At 41.0% G+C, this 19,168-nt stretch carries 17 protein-coding genes and 1 pseudogene; all 18 read right to left on the bottom strand.

Annotated features, from left to right (window positions below):
* Nucleotides 1-93: 93 nt before the first annotated feature.
* The 18 genes and pseudogenes from recA to dapG all read right to left on the bottom strand — a co-directional run bounded on the left by recA (nucleotide 94) and on the right by dapG (nucleotide 19,153).
* Complete coding sequence (recA, locus tag AC1TO9_RS05845; RefSeq protein WP_482053868.1) at nucleotides 94-1,155, bottom strand: recombinase RecA; 1,062 nt, start codon at nucleotides 1,153-1,155, stop codon at nucleotides 94-96.
* A 216-nt stretch (nucleotides 1,156-1,371) separates the two neighbouring features.
* Entirely contained in the window at nucleotides 1,372-2,646 is a 1,275-nt protein-coding gene (locus AC1TO9_RS05850; protein WP_482053869.1) for a competence/damage-inducible protein A, read from the bottom strand.
* A 115-nt stretch (nucleotides 2,647-2,761) separates the two neighbouring features.
* Nucleotides 2,762-3,349 (bottom strand): CDP-diacylglycerol--glycerol-3-phosphate 3-phosphatidyltransferase, encoded by a 588-nt coding sequence (pgsA, locus tag AC1TO9_RS05855; protein ID WP_482053870.1) that lies wholly within the window; start codon nucleotides 3,347-3,349, stop codon nucleotides 2,762-2,764.
* 179 nt (nucleotides 3,350-3,528) lie between these two features.
* Nucleotides 3,529-4,020, bottom strand: coding sequence for a YajQ family cyclic di-GMP-binding protein (locus AC1TO9_RS05860; protein WP_482054478.1), 492 nt, complete (start codon nucleotides 4,018-4,020; stop codon nucleotides 3,529-3,531).
* Nucleotides 4,021-4,179: 159 nt separating this feature from the next.
* Complete coding sequence (locus AC1TO9_RS05865; RefSeq protein ID WP_482053871.1) at nucleotides 4,180-4,341, bottom strand: hypothetical protein; 162 nt, start codon at nucleotides 4,339-4,341, stop codon at nucleotides 4,180-4,182.
* Between the two features lie 79 nt (nucleotides 4,342-4,420).
* Entirely contained in the window at nucleotides 4,421-5,374 is a 954-nt protein-coding gene (locus tag AC1TO9_RS05870) for a helix-turn-helix domain-containing protein (RefSeq protein ID WP_482054479.1), read from the bottom strand.
* A gap of 95 nt (nucleotides 5,375-5,469) precedes the next feature.
* A pseudogene (locus AC1TO9_RS05875) lies at nucleotides 5,470-5,754 on the bottom strand (DUF3388 domain-containing protein); the annotation flags it as partial.
* A gap of 212 nt (nucleotides 5,755-5,966) precedes the next feature.
* Nucleotides 5,967-6,224: a DUF3243 domain-containing protein gene (locus tag AC1TO9_RS05880; RefSeq protein ID WP_438350202.1), complete on the bottom strand. Its 258-nt coding sequence runs from the start codon at nucleotides 6,222-6,224 to the stop codon at nucleotides 5,967-5,969.
* Nucleotides 6,225-6,325: 101 nt separating this feature from the next.
* Complete coding sequence (gene ymfI / locus AC1TO9_RS05885) at nucleotides 6,326-7,087, bottom strand: elongation factor P 5-aminopentanone reductase (protein WP_482053872.1); 762 nt, start codon at nucleotides 7,085-7,087, stop codon at nucleotides 6,326-6,328.
* A gap of 8 nt (nucleotides 7,088-7,095) precedes the next feature.
* On the bottom strand, nucleotides 7,096-8,376 hold the full coding sequence (gene yfmH, locus AC1TO9_RS05890; RefSeq protein ID WP_482053873.1) for an EF-P 5-aminopentanol modification-associated protein YfmH: 1,281 nt from the start codon (nucleotides 8,374-8,376) through the stop codon (nucleotides 7,096-7,098).
* A 3-nt stretch (nucleotides 8,377-8,379) separates the two neighbouring features.
* Entirely contained in the window at nucleotides 8,380-9,651 is a 1,272-nt protein-coding gene (gene yfmF, locus AC1TO9_RS05895) for an EF-P 5-aminopentanol modification-associated protein YfmF (RefSeq protein ID WP_482054480.1), read from the bottom strand.
* 171 nt (nucleotides 9,652-9,822) lie between these two features.
* On the bottom strand, nucleotides 9,823-10,635 hold the full coding sequence (gene sleB / locus AC1TO9_RS05900) for a spore cortex-lytic enzyme (protein WP_482053874.1): 813 nt from the start codon (nucleotides 10,633-10,635) through the stop codon (nucleotides 9,823-9,825).
* 393 nt (nucleotides 10,636-11,028) lie between these two features.
* On the bottom strand, nucleotides 11,029-13,692 hold the full coding sequence (locus tag AC1TO9_RS05905) for an FtsK/SpoIIIE family DNA translocase (RefSeq protein WP_482058632.1): 2,664 nt from the start codon (nucleotides 13,690-13,692) through the stop codon (nucleotides 11,029-11,031).
* Between the two features lie 73 nt (nucleotides 13,693-13,765).
* Nucleotides 13,766-13,993, bottom strand: coding sequence for a YlzJ-like family protein (locus AC1TO9_RS05910; RefSeq protein ID WP_482053876.1), 228 nt, complete (start codon nucleotides 13,991-13,993; stop codon nucleotides 13,766-13,768).
* Complete coding sequence (locus tag AC1TO9_RS05915) at nucleotides 13,993-14,766, bottom strand: ClpP family protease (RefSeq protein WP_482053877.1); 774 nt, start codon at nucleotides 14,764-14,766, stop codon at nucleotides 13,993-13,995. Before AC1TO9_RS05915 ends, AC1TO9_RS05910 begins: the two co-directional genes overlap by 1 nt.
* A 189-nt stretch (nucleotides 14,767-14,955) precedes the next feature.
* The gene (locus AC1TO9_RS05920) at nucleotides 14,956-16,635 is read right to left on the bottom strand and encodes a ribonuclease J (protein ID WP_482053878.1); all 1,680 of its coding nucleotides are present in this window, start codon (nucleotides 16,633-16,635) and stop codon (nucleotides 14,956-14,958) included.
* A 226-nt stretch (nucleotides 16,636-16,861) separates the two neighbouring features.
* Entirely contained in the window at nucleotides 16,862-17,743 is an 882-nt protein-coding gene (dapA, locus tag AC1TO9_RS05925) for a 4-hydroxy-tetrahydrodipicolinate synthase (protein ID WP_482053879.1), read from the bottom strand.
* A gap of 183 nt (nucleotides 17,744-17,926) precedes the next feature.
* Nucleotides 17,927-19,153, bottom strand: coding sequence for an aspartate kinase (dapG, locus tag AC1TO9_RS05930; RefSeq protein WP_482053880.1), 1,227 nt, complete (start codon nucleotides 19,151-19,153; stop codon nucleotides 17,927-17,929).
* Nucleotides 19,154-19,168 lie beyond the last annotated feature (15 nt).

Raw genomic sequence — 19,168 nt, forward strand, 5'->3', positions numbered from 1 at the left:
AATTCATCCCCAAACAAACCAAAAGGCACCCCATGTAATTATATTACGGGCGCCCTTCATGTCATAATAACTTAGATCACTACAATACCAAGCCTATTCCATTTCCAACAGTTCTTTCTCTTCCAACTCATCTTCCTCTTTCTCTTTCGCATCTGGAGGAGTCACTACATTCGTTAAATTGCTAGCTTCCCGAATTCTCTTCTCAATAGTGTCTGATATCTCAGAATGATCCTTTAGGAATTGCTTCGCATTCTCTCGACCTTGGCCTAAGCGTTCACCTTCATAGGAGAACCAAGCACCGCTCTTATTTATGATATCCATATCCACACCGATATCAACAATGCCGCCTTCCTTGGAAATACCTAAACCATACATCATATCAACGTCAGCCTGCTTAAATGGTGGCGCTACCTTGTTCTTAACGACTTTAATCTTAGTGCGATTACCAACAATGTCGTTTCCGTTCTTAATACTCTCTACTCGACGTACATCCAAACGGATCGAGGAATAGAACTTCAAGGCCCGTCCACCCGGAGTCGTCTCAGGATTACCAAACATAACCCCGATCTTCTCGCGCAACTGATTGATAAAGATCGCAGTCGTATTAGATTTACTAATTACCCCTGATAACTTCCGCAAAGCCTGAGACATCAGACGGGCTTGTAAACCCATATGGGAATCGCCCATGTCTCCTTCAATTTCTGCCTTTGGTACTAAGGCCGCAACAGAGTCAATGACAATGATGTCCACTGCACCACTACGCACCAATGCTTCTACAATTTCTAATGCTTGCTCTCCCGTATCTGGTTGCGATAGAAGCAGTTCATCAATATTAACACCTAGATTAGCAGCATATTTAGGATCTAACGCATGTTCCGCATCAATGAAAGCCGCTGTTCCACCAACCTTCTGAGCCTCAGCGATCGCATGTAGAGCTACAGTCGTCTTACCAGAAGATTCTGGACCATACACTTCAATAATACGGCCTTTTGGAAATCCACCCACACCAAGAGCAATATCCAAAGCTAAAGATCCGCTGGAAGTAACCCCCACTTGCATGTGTGTTGATTCACCTAATTTCATAATGGAACCTTTACCGAATTGTTTCTCTATTTGACGAAGCGCTACATCCAGCGCCGCACGACGATCTGACAATTGACTCACATCCTTCAATATTTATAATATTATGATACCTTGTTTTAGAACGTTTGCCAAGCATTTTTTCGAACATACATTCGTTTTTTAATCAGGTCAACACTCCTTCCTTTTTGATACGGGTCCGATACAATAGAAAAAGAACCGTAGCAAAATACGTATTTCGCTACGGTTCTTCCGTTATGAGATTAGTATACTACTACCCATATCAATCATTCAACTGTCTTGCTGAATTTTATCGCTTTGCATAATTTTCAACCACAATCGATACAATAGATTTTTGACCGTACGAATCCGAATAGACTCCCGATTTCCACTTAAACGTAGCTCATGCACCTCTGTCTTCTTCCCACGTTCAGCAAGTGCAATGTATACGAGACCTACCGGTTTGCGCTCAGAGTACCCTGGACCTGCTACCCCAGTAATCGATAAACCAAAATTAGTATCCGCAATCATTCTAACTTGTTCTGCAAGCACTTGTGCTACCTCTGCACTTACAGCACCAGGCGCCTCATCTCCATCCAACAAATCATGAGGAACGTTCAGTAATTTTTCTTTCAACTGATTGGAATAGCATACAATACCACCTAAGAACATCGTCGCACTGCCAGGTACCGATGTAATTCTCTCCATCAAAAGTCCACCAGTACAACTCTCCGCTACACTTAGTGTCATCCTATGATCCGCCATTAGATCAACAATTGCTTTCTCAATAGGTATATCTTCAGTCGCATATAAATGATTAGGAAGTAACGAGCGAATTTGTTCTTCTGTTGCGTCCAACTTGATCTTGGCTTCCTTCTCACTTTGAGCCTTCGTTGAAATCCGCACCGTAACCTCTCCCTCTTTAGCATAAGGAGCAATCGTCGGGTCACTTTGATTCTGAATTAAATCCAATAGTCGTTCCTCTAAAGCAGATTCACCAATACCAGCGAACTTTAACATAGTAGAATAAATAGGCATTTCATTCGTAAGAGCATGCCGCAATAACCATGGCTTAGCCTCTTCATGGAACATTGGGGCCATTTCCTTAGGTGGTCCAGGAAGAATAATATAGTACTTACCCTCATGCGATAAGGCATTACCAACAGCAAGTCCTGTAGGGTTAGCAAGGGGTGTACTTCCTTCAACTACCGTCGCCTGCCGCCGATTATTCTCGGTCATATGCGCACCGCGACTATTGAAGAAATTCTCAACATGATCCATAGCAAGCCGGTCTATATGTAATTCTCGTCCTAGTAATGCTGCCAGTGCATCCTTAGTTAGGTCATCTTGTGTAGGACCAATACCACCTGTTAATACAATAATGTCCGCCCGCTGACTCGCCAATGCAATCGATTCTTGTAACCTCGCTAAATTATCACCAACGACGGTTTGAAAATACACATCAATTCCTAATGTAGCTAGTTCTTGCGACAGGTACTGGGCATTTGTATTTACAATCTGTCCCAACAACAATTCTGTTCCTACTGCGATAATCTCTGCCTTCATTTCAGAAAAACCTCCACTTCGTGTCGAATCAGCCTGAACCCTTTACTAAAATTTGAAAGAAAAGACAATAGGATAATATCCTACTGCCCTAATAAAGTACTTATTATATACGCTGTTAGCTGTTAGACAAATTAAGTATCTTTTTATTCTTAACGAAATAATCAATCCCTGAGTATAGTGTGATCAGGCCAGCAGCCCAAGTCGCTATGACGTCAAAAGGAAGGGATATAAAAACAAAAGGAAAATTGTTAATTAGCATAGCTATAATCGCTACGATCTGAACAACTGTTTTAATCTTCCCCCAACTACTAGCTGCAACAACCTTACCCTGGAGCAGAGCAATTTGACGAAGTCCTGTCACTGCAAATTCCCTACTAATAATAATAATGACAATCCAGCTCTCACATTTCCCCATTTGTACTAAAGAAATCAGAATAGCTGCTACAAGCAATTTATCTGCTAATGGATCAAGCAACTTCCCTAGATCTGTTACCAAATTTCTCTTACGTGCGAGATAGCCGTCAATCCCATCGGTGCTGGCAGCAATAATAAAGATGACAACAGCAACCAGTTGGTTAAAGGGCAACTCGTAAGAACGCCACACGATTGGATCTGGATAAAAACTAAAATCAACTAATAAAAATACCATCATAACGGGAATTAGACAAATTCTAGCTACCGTAATACGATTCGGTAAATTCACAGGATGACCTCCCTGTAAACCATATTATAATCCATCAATAATAAATCAGAGTTCAATAGTATACTCTGGACTCTCCCTGTCATTATCCATGCTCCCCCAGTGATATAACCCATTCTTACTTAATGAATCTTTTCCAGTATAATATATGGATTATTCAGTGTCAAAAAGCAGTATTCTTCTTACTTAACGTTCGTAAACTGAAGGTCTAGGGAAAGATCTGCTTTGAGTAATAGTTGCATGATCGCTTGCAAATCATTTTTGCTCTTACCCGTTACACGAATTTGATCTCCTTGGATCAGACTTTTCACTTTTAATTTCGAATCGCGAATCAGAACATTGATCTTTTTGGCGTTATCCTGATCGATACCTTGTTTTAAAGTAAGCTTCTGCCGAACAGTCCCCAAAGAAGCAGGTTCAATTTTACCGTAATCCACATTCTTTAGCGTCAAACCTCGTTTAACCATCTTTGATTGTAAAATATCGATAACCGCATTCAATTTATATTCATCGTCCGATGCAATCACAAGAGCATCTTTATCTAATTTAAGACTACTCTTACTCCCTTTGAAATCGAACCTCGATGCGATCTCCTTCTCTGCTTGGGTGATGGCATTATTCATTTCTTGCAAATCAAATTTGGATACAATGTCAAAAGAATTTTCTGAACTCATCATTCCACGTCCTTTCTAAAACGTTCTATCATAATATATGATTCTATCATTGAAATCTATTTTCACAAGTAGAAACGGCTGTACCGTCTTTTTTCAAAGACGGTACCCGTTTCAGCGAGAACACACATGACAGGAATACTCTTTGTTGAGATACACAAACTATCTACTACTGGAAGGTTGTCGGAACATATCTAGAACCCCCAGTACAATATGGGCAATTCCGAAACCCAAAATACCATAACCCCATGCATTTGGAGTTAAATAATAACCGAGTAAACTCACAATAATACCTAATCCGGTCACAATCCAGCTTACTGTCACAGCAAACACCTCTCTTCAACGGAGATTTTTAGACTACCGCTTTGATAGCCAGTCTTATTATTTCCGTCAAAGATGTTACTTATTCGCCTGTTGTTGTATCCGTATTGGTGGTATCCGTCGTATCTGTCGTATCTATCTCAAGAATAATTCTTGTTGTTGTTTTCCCATCCGTAATAGGCTGACCCGCTACTGTAATAATCGTTGCAGGAGAATAACCCGATTTGATTAGCATATTTTGGTCATCCAATTCTAAACTAAGTACATCACCATCTTTTGTATTACCAAACGACAGTTTCTCTCCGGTAGAATCTTTCCCTCTGTAGACTTCAAGCCAACTCACACCACTTGCCTTAATCTCAACTGGAATCTTCGCACCCTTAGGCCCTGACACTTTAAAGATGGTATTTTTCCCTTGCTTACCATCCTCCGTAACCGTTACTATTTGTGACTCAACCGGAGGAATTTCCTCTACTGGGGGTTCTACCGTTGTATCCTTTTCCCCGTTAACCTCTCCAGTATTATTATCCGGTGTTTGTTCCCCTTCATTTCCCGCTGGATCTACCACAGTATTATCGGGTAACGATGGATCCTTAATGTTGTCAGTTATTTTTTGCCCGGAATCCACTTGCTTATCACTCGGTTTCTCTTCTAGAGAAGATACATATAAATAAATAACGACAATGATTAATATCGGAAAGGTCCACATTAATACAGTTGATAACCATTTCACATTTCGCTCTTTAGGAACTCGATTGCTCGAACGTTTCTGAATTATAGGCTCCATCGTCCCTTCAACCTGAGAGGACATCACTTCCGTATCTCCTTCTAAGAGCTTATCAGGATTAAGACCTACGGTTTCTGCATATGTCTTAATAAAAGCCCGTACATAGAAATTCCCGGGAAGAACTTTATAGTCCCCCGCCTCGATGGCTTCTAAATATCGTTTGCGAATCTTCGTCATTTCCTGTACATCATCTAGACTCATTCCCTTTTCCAGTCTTGCTTCCCTTAATTGTTGACCCAGTTCAGACATACCATCACCTCCTGATTTTATCATTTTATACAATGTTATTTCATTCATCTTCCATCATAGGTATTCGTAAAGGTATCGTAAACGATCTCTTCATCCCAAGCCTTATCATCATCACAATCTCGGTCAATATATCGTCCATGACGTACAGCACACTTATCAACAAGTTTTGAAGGTCTTAGTGCTGAAATTGTTATATTATCCATCTTTTTGAGCATCGATCCCATAAGCTGAATTTTCTCTATATCATCCGTTTCAAGCAACATTCCTCGAGTCTCGCCTTCAACGCCATTAATAGTCAGTATATTAACTTCCAGCATCCCAAGTAAAGATGCAATATCTCCTAATAAACCTGGTCTGTTCTTATGTATCTTGTATTCCATGTACTACTTTTCGACTCCAATTCAACACCTCTTCTAACACGTTCCCCATACATTCGACACGACTTCCTCAACCCCCCATCTTGAGTCCTGATATTTCTAGATCGGTTCCAGTCATGGGTCATGTTAATGATATATAAAAAAAAACCGAAAGGCAAGGTCAACTCTGTAATGATTGTAGAAAAGCTCCCATAATGGGAGCTTTTCTCACAGAACTATGCATTTTTCTTGGCAAGTTTAACCATCAAGCGTGCAATAGTTTGCCGTTCTTCTTTATTTCCAACATCCCACAATTCCTTAAGTGTTCGGTTGGAAGCATTCTGGGGATCGACCTTCTCATCTAGAAAATCGCCAATTTCGTAAGCCAATTTCGAGATGGTGTCTTCACTCATCCCCATCTTTTGAGCCTGTACTACGCGCTCTCCCAAAAACTTTTTCCAACTATCAAAATTTCTGACAACTGTTGATGACATATTAAATCCTCCTTTGCCTGACACATGAGATTTAAAATCAACAGTCATAATATGAGCTTATTTGAACTTCATTATGCGAGAATTTATCGGAAAATTCTGACTTAAGTAACCCATCCCCCATTCGGACTGATGACTTGACCATTAATATATCCCGATTCTGGAAGGGCCAGGAAATAAACAAGTGACGATATTTCATCAGGCTGAGCCAGTCTCCCTGCAGGTATGTCTTCCTCCAGCATTCGAATGTCATTCTCTTGTAAATGATACAGCATAGATGTATCAACTGCTCCAGGAGCCACAGCATTGACTGATATTCCCGATGGTGCTAACTCTTTCGCCAATGCTTTAGTGAAGGCATTCACTCCACCTTTACTTGCTGAGTACAATACCTCACATGATGCTCCTGAAATTCCCCATACCGAAGATATATTAATGATACGCCCCCAGCGTTGCGATATCATATCAGGCATAAAGGCTTGTGTGCATAGAAACATACTCTTCAAGTTGGTTGACATCACATCATCCCAAATCTCCTCTGTCACATCGGAGAGCAATCCGTAATGAGATATTCCCGCATTATTCACCAAAATATCTGGCAACATACCATGACTCTGAAGCTTGTCACGCATTCGAATGATTTCTTCACGACTCTTCAAATCCGCAGCTATCGTTAGAACGTTAGCTCCATGACTCATACAGCGACGCGCGACTTCATTAGCCTCTTCATGGGACTTTCCATAATGAATAACAACATTCATCCCCACAGTAGCGAAGCGCTCCGCTATCGCCGCTCCAATGCCCCTACTAGCTCCTGTAATTAGAACCGTCGTTTCCCCGATCGGCTTGCTCCATTCCGCTCCCATGTTATGACTCAAGGATTAATCACAACCGACACAGCTACTTGGCTCGAATCAATATGCTCATTTAATCGTTCATTAACATCTTTTAATGTAATAGACTCATACACCTGCAAAATGGAGAAAAAGTCACTCCCACGAAATTGATACTTGGTAAACTCGTGAGCGATATTCTCGGGAGAATTCAACATACGTAAATATCCACCCATTTTCTTTTTACGTGACCGCTCGAAATCAGTCTCCGTAAAGCCTTCTTTCACGAGTTGTTCCACTTCTTCTTGAATTCTGCTAAGCAGTAGATCAGGATCCCTCGTGTCTCCACCAATAATGGAAAATCCGTAGTGAGGGGAACTATTATATTCATACCCGAAGCTGTCGGATATAAGCTCCTCATCGTAAAGCTTCTGATATAATTGGGTACTTGAACCAAACAGTAAATCAAGCATCAGTTTAGTCGTCAGATCACGCTTCAGTAAAGCTTCCCCTTCAAGTCCAACATCCTTATCTTTATATCCGAATAAACACTTAGGCATAGAAACAGTTAAGTTATTTACGCGTTTTTTCTCTGCTACCTCCACAGGTTCTTGCTCAAATAGTCGTTCTATCGCACCTTGAGGTTCATATGATTTCTTCGCTTGGTTACTCCTTACAAGTTCAAACACTTCCTCCGGCTCAACCCCACCCACCACGAACAGAAGCATATTGCTTGGATGATAAAAAGCGTTATAACAAGAATATAACGTCTCCTTCGTAATCGTACTAATAGATTCCACCGTACCCGCGATATCAATATGAACGGGGTGAACTTTGAACATGGCTTCGATTAAGCCGAAATAGACACGCCAATCCGCATTATCCTGATACATCCCAATTTCTTGACCGATAATTCCCTTTTCCTTATCCACATTCTGATCTGTGAAATATGGATTTTGTACAAAGTTGATTAACGTCTCCAAATTATCTTGAATATTCTCAGTCGCTGAGAATAGATATACCGTTTGATCGAAACTTGTGAATGCATTCGCAGAAGCACCTTGCGAAGCAAAAGTTGCAAAAATATCTCCTTGCTGTTCCTCAAACATTTTATGTTCTAGGAAATGGGCAATTCCATCAGGGACCGCTACCTCTTCCTGCCCTTCTACACGGAAATGATTATCCACTGATCCATATTTCGTCGCAAATGAGGCATACGTCTTATTAAATCCTGGTTTAGGAAGAACATAAACACGTAGCCCATTATCCATAACTTCGTAGTATAGCGTTTCTTGTAAATGCTCATATTGTATACTGTCCATATACTATTCCTCCTTTTGCCCCGTTAAGAAATAGATGGTATCCAGCTCGAAGGTTGCAGCAGCAGCATGTACATCATCCACTGTAATATTCGCCACCTGTTGAAGAAGTTGTTCGGCTGTGCGATCTTTTCCAGATAACTGCGAATTGAAATCAAATGAAATCATTTCAAATGCAGAGTCATCCATTTCAAGTAATAAATTGCGAATCATAGCTTTCGTTTGCGACATCTCTAGTTCACTGATCTGACCTGTTCGCATTTCCTCCAACTGATTGCGAATAATCGTGACCGCTTTCTCATAATTTTGAACCTCAATGCCCGATTGGATCGTTCCAATTCCTTTATGACCATCGTAACGAGAAGAAGCATAATAAGCTAAGCTTTCCTTCTCACGAACATTCAAGAAGAGTTTCGAATGGGGATATCCACCAAGAATTCCGTTATACACGAGTGCAGAGGCGTAAGCATCATCCCCATAAGTAATCGTTGTACGAAGCCCCATATTCAGTTTCCCTTGATTCACATCCAATTTCTCAACAATCGTTCTAACTTCGCTCACTTCACGAGTCGGCTTGCGCGATTCATACGATATAGGTGCGGAGGAGTCTAAATGAAAATGCTGTTCTACCATCTTCTGTACTTCCTCAATCGTTGTATCTCCGACCACATATAGATCTATACTCGATTCATTCAACCACTTGATGTATGAGTTATAGAGCGATTCTGAAGTTATAGCGTCCAAATCCTTACGCTGTCCGAGCGGATGTAAGCGATATGGCTCATTCCTACACATTTCTTCTAAGCAACGCTCAGCAGCATATCGAATCTTATCATTAACGATAGACTCTAATTTTTTACGAACATTCTCTTTTTCCGCCTGCACGTAAGCATCTCTGAAATGCCCATCTTCTAATACCGGACGTGTAACGACCTCTCCTAGAAATGCAAAGGAGGATTCAAGCAGACTTTCCTCGCTCTGAACAAAAGAATCGTTAATTGTATCCATACGAAACTGCACGATCTGATAATCTCCTCTTTTATATACATCGAACCCAAATCCAGCTCCATATAATTGCTCTAACCTTTCACGGAACTGTATAGTCTCTGGATAGGATTCCGTCCCTCGACGTAGTACAAAGGGAGTTAATGCTGTAGAAGTCACAGTCTCTTCGGAAAGCGGGGTACCCACATACAAAGAAATCGCGAACGTTTTGAAACGCTTGGTAGGCATGACATGTATCCGTAGGCGACCTGCACTAGCGTGCTCAAATCTCATTTTATTCAAGGTCCCAATCTCCTTTAATTGATGAATTGTTTATTTAGGTTGAAGCATTGTAATATTATCCATTCTAACCCACATGAAAGTGAAGAAGCAATCGAAGACAAGCCTTCGATTGCCCATTCATCTCGCAGTGGTTGTTCAAAAAGTCACCTTTTGAGCATGCATTTACATGCAGAAAATATGTTCACCAATCGTTTTCACCTGAGGACGTGTCCAAATCCACTTCGAAGTCGCCGTCTTCGGATTAAAGTAATACAAGCATCCTCCTGAAGGATCCCAACCGTTCAGTGCCTGCTGTACAGCCTGTCTTGCCCCTTCATTAGGTTCTAAATATATTTGGCCATCAGCAACTGCTGTAAAGGCTAAAGGCTGAAATATAACGCCTGAGGGGGTATTAGGAAATTCAGATGACCTCACACGATTCAAAATAACAGCTGCAACAGCTACCTGTCCCTCGAATGGTTCACCGCGAGCTTCACCATACACAGCATTGGCCATTATTTTTAGATCATTCTCAGATAGACCCATCGTATTAGAGGTTGACAGTGATGGATCCTTTTTAGGTGTTTCCGATTTTTGGACTTCCGCTGAATTACCTGTATTTTTCGGTACAGTCGGCTTCCAATTCTTCGTCGCATTATAAAGCTTCAGCTTCATTTTAGGCCCAACGATTCCATCCACCTTCAACCCAAACTCATATTGAAACCATTTAACTGATTTCAGTGTATTCGTACCAAAGTTGCTGTCAATCTTGCCAGTGTAATAACCTAGATGCTTAAGCCTGCCTTGCAGCTCATATACATCGTCTCCAGATGAACCATATTGAAAGACATTTGTACTAAAAACAGCTTGAGAAGAAACTTCAGGGTCATTCAAAGTATCCATCTTTGCTTGCGATTTATTTTGTGAAAAGGCGACTACAGAAAATGACAACGTAAGCACCAACCCAATGACGATCCAACTTCTCGGTTTTTTCATATGTTTAGCTCTACCTTTCTTTTGTGTTTTGACAGGTTGCCTGACGTTATTATGACAAGACTTATAGCTTCCTATGCATGTCACACAAAAGTGTAGTAGATCTGACATCGGTGTAATAGATCTGACATTAGTGTAGGATACCGCTACGATGACAGATTGTCCTTCAGATCGCTGTTGCCCATTTCCATTTCCTCTCTCACGAGCACCTCACATTCATGACTCAGTGATGAAGAAAGACTGATGAGAACGGAGTAACTGCATAAAAGACACTTAAATTAGGAGAATAGACAGGGAAGAAAGAAATAAGTGCTTAAATGACAGTTAAAATAGGGAGAATCACAAAGAGCAGAAAGAGCCTCCCACAAGAAAACAAGGAAGACTCTTTTTTTAATTCTAAGAACTAATTCGACTCTGCTCATACTGCTCCATAGATACAAGAACTTCCCTTGGCTTACTTCCTTCGTATGGCCCAATGATTCCCCGTGCTTCCATCGAATCAATAAGTCGGGCTGCGCGAGTGTATCCTACCCGCATTCTGCGCTGTAAAAGAGATACAGACGCTTGTTTGGCTTCAAGTATAATTTGTACAGCTTGATCGTATAGTTCATCAAGCATCTCATCCCCATTGGATGATGGTTCTTCTACTTCAGGTACAAGGGATTCATCATATTCAGCTTGTCCTTGATCACGCGCATAATCAACAATGTTCTCTACTTCTTGGTCTGTTAAATATGCACCTTGAACCCGAATGGGCTTGGATGAACCCATTGGCATAAACAACATATCTCCACGCCCGAGAAGCTTCTCAGCTCCTGCCATATCCAATATCGTTCTAGAATCCACATTAGAAGAAACGCCAAATGCAATTCTCGAAGGAATATTCGCCTTAATGACTCCCGTTATAACGTCTACAGAAGGACGCTGGGTAGCAATAATGAGATGGATACCAGCTGCTCGTGCCATTTGGGCGAGTCGCATAATCGCTTCTTCCACATCATTGGCTGCGACCATCATTAGATCTGCAAGCTCATCAACGATGACAACGATATAAGGTAATACAGCAGGTAAATTATCTTTCATTAACTTGTTATATCCTTCGATATTACGAGTTCCTGATTTGGAGAAAAGTTCATAACGCTTCTCCATTTCGACTACAATCTTCTTCAATGCTAGAGATGCTCGTTTCGGATCTGTCACGACTGGCGCCAACAGATGAGGAATACCATTGTACATGTTCAGCTCGACCATCTTTGGGTCAATCATTAGAAACTTCACTTCATCTGGCTTAGCTTTATAAAGAATACTCGTAATAATTCCATTAATACAGACGGACTTCCCTGATCCCGTAGCACCTGCAACAAGAAGATGCGGCATCTTCGCTAGATTACCAACGATCGTCTGACCTGAAATATCTCTACCGAATGCAATAGTCAACTTGGATTCTGCCTCCTGAAACACAGTCGTCTCCATCACTTCACGCATCGTAACGATAGATACTTCGTTATTAGGAACTTCAATCCCAATCGCTGACTTACCAGGGATTGGAGCTTCCATTCGGATATCCTTAGCAGCAAGTGCCAGCGCTATATCATCGGTTAAGGCCACAATCCGACTAACCTTAACCCCGATATCTGGTTGGATTTCATAGCGGGTAACGGCAGGACCACGAACAACTTCCAACACTTTCGCCCGAACACCAAAGCTCTCTAGAGTTGCTTCAAGCTTACGCGCTGTCTGCATGTAATCATTCTGATCACCAGCCTTCCCAACACTGCTAGGCTTAGCTAATAAACGAAATGGTGGCAATATATACGGCTTTGGAGGGGGTGCCTGAGCAATAGTCTCCGATGCAAGTTCTCCCTCGTTCTCTTTCATCTCACTAGTACCCGAAGCATCCACTACATTTCCAATATTACTGTCTGTATCGCTTGTCGCTTGTTCTCCAGAAACCTCTCCTTGACTCTTCATAACAGCTTCCTTCAGGTCAGCCACTTCCTGACCTGTAAAAGCTTCTTCTAGATCATCTTCCTCGGCAAGCCCTTCCGATACTACATGCTCAAAGAAATCACGAATGATCGGAGTGCTAGTTGGAAGCTCGTCCACGGGTACGACTTGTTCGGAATTCAATACTAGTTCATCCTCTTGATAAGCCGGAGTAGCATCTTTTCCTCGTCTTCCAATACGCTTGTTAGGCTCAACTACCACCATGTCATCGATCGTCTCATCTGAATTATCATCACTGAGGGATCGTTCCTCTTTCGCACTCTTCCCACCAAACAACTGAAAAAACACAGGTGTATTCCGTTTAACTTTCGGAATAATTTCTTCATCGAAATCATCATCTTCATCACCTGGAAGGAGTTGTCTACTTCTATTTGAAATAGACTTTGCCTTTAATGGAGCGCCACTCGCTGGTAGCTGCCGCATACTAAATTGCTTATGTACATAGGAACCAGCTTTCATCATCCTAGTTCGAACAATTCGTATCAGATCAACATAGGATAAGTTCGTAATCAACATGAAACTGATAATAAACATAACAATCCTCAATAACTTAGCCCCTATATTTCCAAATAACCAGAAAAGAGCAGTATACTGAATAGCGCCTATGTATCCGCCGCCGACATCTTTATCCTTCATAGAATTTTCAGTCTCAACGGAGGGAGCCAATAGCTCTTCATGCAAGTCAGACTTTGCCTGATCAAAAATGGTGCCGCTACTCAAAATAGAAGTAGGAGCTAATTTCTTTTCAATGCTTGAAATGCTAGCCATCAATGAAAAAGCAAGAACTAAAAGTAGCACGCCACTTTTACGTGAATTCCATTGATTAGGCCACTTTCTATTGATCATCGCCATTAATCCATAATAAATTCCTACAAGTGGAACAACGAAATAAAACTTGCCTAACATGAGTCCAAATATTTTGGATAGAGACCAACCAACTGTAGCTTCACCAGATAATGCGATAACAGATAGCGTAATGAGAATAATCCCATAAATTTCATATTTGAGTACGTTACTAAATATAGCCTTTTTCTTTCTTCTTCTTTTGGCCAAAGAATTCACCCCCGGAACAATATTATACCATAATTCTCCGTGGGCACCTATGTTCTGTTTACCAATTCATAGACTAATTTTGTAATAGCGGAATATAACGAATAATTTGTCCAGGTGAATATTTGGGATTCAAATAATAATCCAACGGGCAACTTATCAATCTAACAATCTGCGCACTGCTATGGTCTATTGGCATCACTTGCATAAGACCATTTCCAATCGCAATATCAACTGTTCTCTCAGGCTCCTTAAAACTCCCTTCCCAGATCACATCCATCGGTATGATCGTATATAAAGTCATTATTGTAACCTCCCTGGCTGTAGCATCTCTTGACGCTCCTTAATGAGTGAATTCAGTTTAGCTAGTGCCAGACCAATCCCACCAACTTCATCCATCAGTCCATACTTCACAGCATCTTTCCCGCCTACTGCCGTTCCAATATCCCGATTCAGTTCACCCGTTCTAAACATCAGTTCTTTAAATCTCTCCTCGGATATTCTAGAATGGGAAGTTACAAATTGAACGACTCTTTCTTGCATTTTCTCCATATATTCAAATGACTGTGGAACTCCTATAACTAGACCATTTAACCGAATCGGGTGTATGGTCATCGTAGCACTTTCAGCAATGATCGAATAACTGGATGCTACTGCAATAGGAACCCCTATACTATGACCACCACCGATCACGACAGTCACTGTTGGCTTTGATAATGAAGATATCATCTCTGCAATGGCAAGTCCTGCCTCAACATCACCCCCAACGGTGTTGAGAACAATAACGACACCTTGAATATCCTCACTTTGTTCTGTAGCAACAAGTTGTGGGATGATATGTTCATATTTAGTCGTTTTGTTCTGTGGGGGTAACATCATATGTCCTTCAATCTGACCAATAATCGTCATGCAAAATATATTCGACTCACCATTAGGGACTGACGTTTGTCCGAGTTGTTGAATGTTATTGACCACCTGAGCATCCGTTTTCACATCCGGTTGTTGATCTGGTACCTCTGTATCTAAACGTATTTGGGGGTTTACTCCACCCGTATCACCATTAAATAACTTTGTCATATTGGGCTCATCTTCCTTTCACCATACGAATCATAACCTTGCCTTGCTAGTATGGGAGAAAAGATACCCTAATTATACTTAGGAAAGCATAAAATGCCCCTATTCCGCAGGGAACCGTCCAATATTACCTGCGGAGTAGGGGCGACTGTGTGCTTACTTACATTATATAGTCGTCTATTAAATTTAAAATTACACTTCCATAATAATGGGAAGAATCATAGGTCTGCGACGTGTTTGTTCATACAAGAAACGTCCCAATGCATCCTTAACACCCGTTTTTAGCGATGCCCATTCATTCACTTTCTCACTCATTAGCTTCTGAAGTGTACTAGATACAATCCGGTTCGCTTCATCTAGGAGACCTTCAGATTCACGTACATATACGAATCCTCTAGAGATAATATCAGGTCCCGACATAATGTTGCCATCCTGTTTACTTAATGTGACAACAACTACTAATATACCATCTTGTGAGAGTAATTTACGATCGCGAAGAACGATATTACCAACGTCTCCAACACCTAATCCATCAATTAACACGTTTCCTGCCGTTACTTTTCCAGCTCTACGAGCTGAACCATTCACGATTTCAACGATCTCTCCAAGCTCTGTAATAAATATATTCTCAGGTGCAACACCTACAGATTCAGCTAATAATGCGTGACGACGTTGCATACGGAATTCCCCATGAATCGGTAAGAAAAACTTTGGTTTCATCAGATTAAGCATTAATTTCAATTCTTCCTGACTACCATGACCCGAGACGTGAACGCCAGGGTTGGAACCACTATAGATAACATCAGCTCCAAGTTTAAATAACTCATCAATTGTGCGACCTACATATTTCTCATTACCAGGAACTGGAGTAGCAGCAATAATAACTGTATCACCAGGTAGAATATCTACTTTACGATGTGTAGAGCGAGCCATTCGTGTTAGAGCAGACATTGGCTCCCCTTGACTTCCAGTACAAAGAATAACAACTCTATCAGCCGCCATCTTGTTTACTTCTTCAGGTTCAATCAACATACCATCAGGTATAATCAAGTAACCTAGATCTGAAGCAATGGAAACTACATTTACCATACTGCGACCAATGACTGTTATTTTGCGTCCTGTTGCTTCAGCAGCATTAACCACTTGTTGAATACGATGCACATTAGATGCAAAAGTTGCAATAACCACTCTTTGTGACGCTTTACGGAAAATATCTTCAAGTACTACACCAACATTACGTTCTGATGGCGTGAACCCAGGTTTCTCAGCGTTTGTACTATCTGAAAGAAGTGCAAGCACACCCGCTTGTCCAATCGCAGCCATCTTCTGTAAATCAGCAAATTGTCCATTCACAGGTGTATGATCAAATTTAAAGTCTCCTGTATGAACTACATTTCCTTCTGGTGTAGCGACACATACACCTACAGAATCAGGAATACTATGATTCGTTCTAAAGAACGTAGCTTTCATAGTCGTTCCAATCTGGACCTCTGAATCTTCATCGATCAGAATTCGCTTCGTTTCACCAAGCAAATTAGCTTCTTTTAATTTATTCTCAACTAGTCCTAAAGTAAGCTTTGTCCCGTATACAGGAACATTCAGATGTTTCAACACGTAAGGCAATCCGCCTATATGATCTTCGTGACCATGCGTCAGCAAAATTCCTCTAACTTTATCACGATTCTCTGTTAAATAAGAAATATCTGGAATAACAATATCAATTCCTAGCATATCCTCTTCCGGAAACTTCAATCCGGAATCCACTACAATAATGTCATTTGCGTATTGAATGACATACATATTTTTTCCGATTTCACCGACGCCGCCCAAAGCAAATATCGTCAATTTATCGTTATTTAGTTTCTTAGACAATTGAATCTTACCCTCCTTGTATGGTTTTGGACGTACACCATTATTTATATTATATTTCAAAAACATACCGCACCCAGTCACTTGTTTTCATTATACATGATTAAAAAGTGAAAAAACAAGTCATCGTACTGTTAAGTATTAAGCATCCCCATCTAATATGCCTTTATTTCAAAAAAATAAGCACCTCCAACAGGAGATGCTCATTATACCGTAAGTAATTACAATTTTAAATTAATGCAATAAGACCTTTAATAAACTCAACCTCTTCCTCGTTGGGAGGAAGAATTGGCAGCCGCGGTTCTCCAACAGCATACCCCACCAATTGAAGGGCATATTTAACAGCTGCCGGATTCGGTAGCGGATCTGGGCAATCGAACATCCCCTTAAAAATAGGGAATAGCTGCTGATGAAGTAATGTTGCCTGCCTCACATCACCCTCAATAAAGGAATTGATCATATCTTTCATTGTAGCACCTACAATATGTGACGCTACACTAATGACGCCGTATGCCCCCACAGCAAGGGCTGGGAGCGTTGCTGAGTCATCACCAGTATAAACCTTAAAATGTTCTGGAGCAGACATAGCAATCTGCGTCACATGCTCCAAAGAGGCACATTCCTTAGTAGCAACAATGTTAGGTATTTCCGCCAATCGAAGGGTTGTCTTAGCTGTAAGGCTAGCTATCGTGCGGCTCGGTACATTATACAAAATGATTGGAAGTTCTGTACTTTGCGCAATAGCTTCAAAATGACGGAACATCCCCTCTTGGCTTGGCCTATTATAATACGGGACAACTAACAAGAGACCGTCCACACCAAGCTTTTCAGCCTCTTGTGACATATAAATAGAATGCGCTGTATTATTACTACCCGTACCCGCAATGATTTTGCAACGATCTCCTGCTTTCTCCACGGAAAATCGAAACAATTCAAGTTTCTCATCATCGCTCAACGTTGGAGATTCCCCTGTTGTGCCTCCAATTACCAGTGAATCTGATTTTTGCTCATGAATTAAATAATCTATTAGTCTGGAAGTTTCATCCCAGTTAATCTGACCACGATCATCAAATGGGGTTACCATTGCTGTCATTAACCTTCCAAATCTCATACATTTCCTCCTAAAAGTTTCTGTAAGAAACTATCTTCGTAAGCATAAACTAAGTTTCCGTAGGAAACTAGCTTCGTAAGTGTAAATCAATTTAGTTCATTCTATCTAGATAGATCCAATTATAGCTACTTCTACTTTAATTGGATCTAGCAAGACATATCGAATGAATACCAGATATTACTTTCATTCGATATGTCTATTCAACTCAAATGTGCTGTGAAGAGAACGCAATGCTTGAACCATATCATCCTTCTTAACCAGCACCCATATCGTCGTATTTGAATCAGCTGATTGCAATATTTGTATATGCTGTTCACTTAATGATTCCACTATTGTAGCCATAATTCCAGGAACACCATTAATTCCTCCACCGATGATAGACACTTTAGCACATCCCGATACACTCTTCGGATTAAAACCCAGCTGTTGAAGAATCGAAAGTGCTCGTTCCGAATGATGATCAAACACTGTATATACTGCACCAGTAGCTGTAACATTAATAAAATCTACACTTATTGAATTTTCTGCCATTGATTTAAATACTTTTAACTGTAGATTGTTAGATCCTTCTCCACAATCTACAGTGATTTGAGTGACATTGCTGACATATGCGATCCCCGTTACCAAACGATCCATAACACCAGACTGAACGTCACGAAATCCCTCGGGATTCGTAACCAACGTTCCTTCATCCTCGGAGAATGTTGAACGAATACGCACAGGAATTTGGGCTTGCATAGCAATCTCAACTGCACGCGGATGAATGACTTTGGCTCCTTGATATGCCATGTTACATATTTCCGTGTAACTGACATGGGATATAGGTCTAGCATCTTCGACAATTCGCGGATCTGCTGTTAACACACCATTTACATCAGTATAAATATCAACCATCTCCGCTTGAAGGGCTGCACCCAATGCTGTCGCTGTAGTATCACTCCCCCCTCTTCCAAGGGTAGTGATATCTCCAGAATTCGTCTGACCCTGAAACCCAGTTACTATGACGACCTTATTTCTCTCGAATTCCTCTATAATACGTGCTGGATGAATGTCCACAATACGAGCATTACCGTAATGATCATTCGTTTCAAACCCTGCCTGGGCACCTGTAAGAACCGTTGACGCGATCCCATTACTCTCCAGTAAACTACATAATGTAGTCGCGGATATAATTTCACCGCAGGATAGTAGCAAATCTTTTTCGCGTGCTGGTAATGCATCACCATTCTGGGCAATCCACTCAAGTAACGTATCCGTCGCATAAGGTTCTCCACGACGCCCCATAGCCGAAACAACAACAACTAAATTATAGTTCTCATTCAATTCTCTTCTAATATGTGAAATAACATGTTCCCTTGCCTGAGGTGATGACAAGGATGTACCGCCGAATTTCTGAACTAATGTTCGCATTTCTATTCCTCCATA

The organism is Paenibacillus sp. Y916, assembly GCF_056786435.1.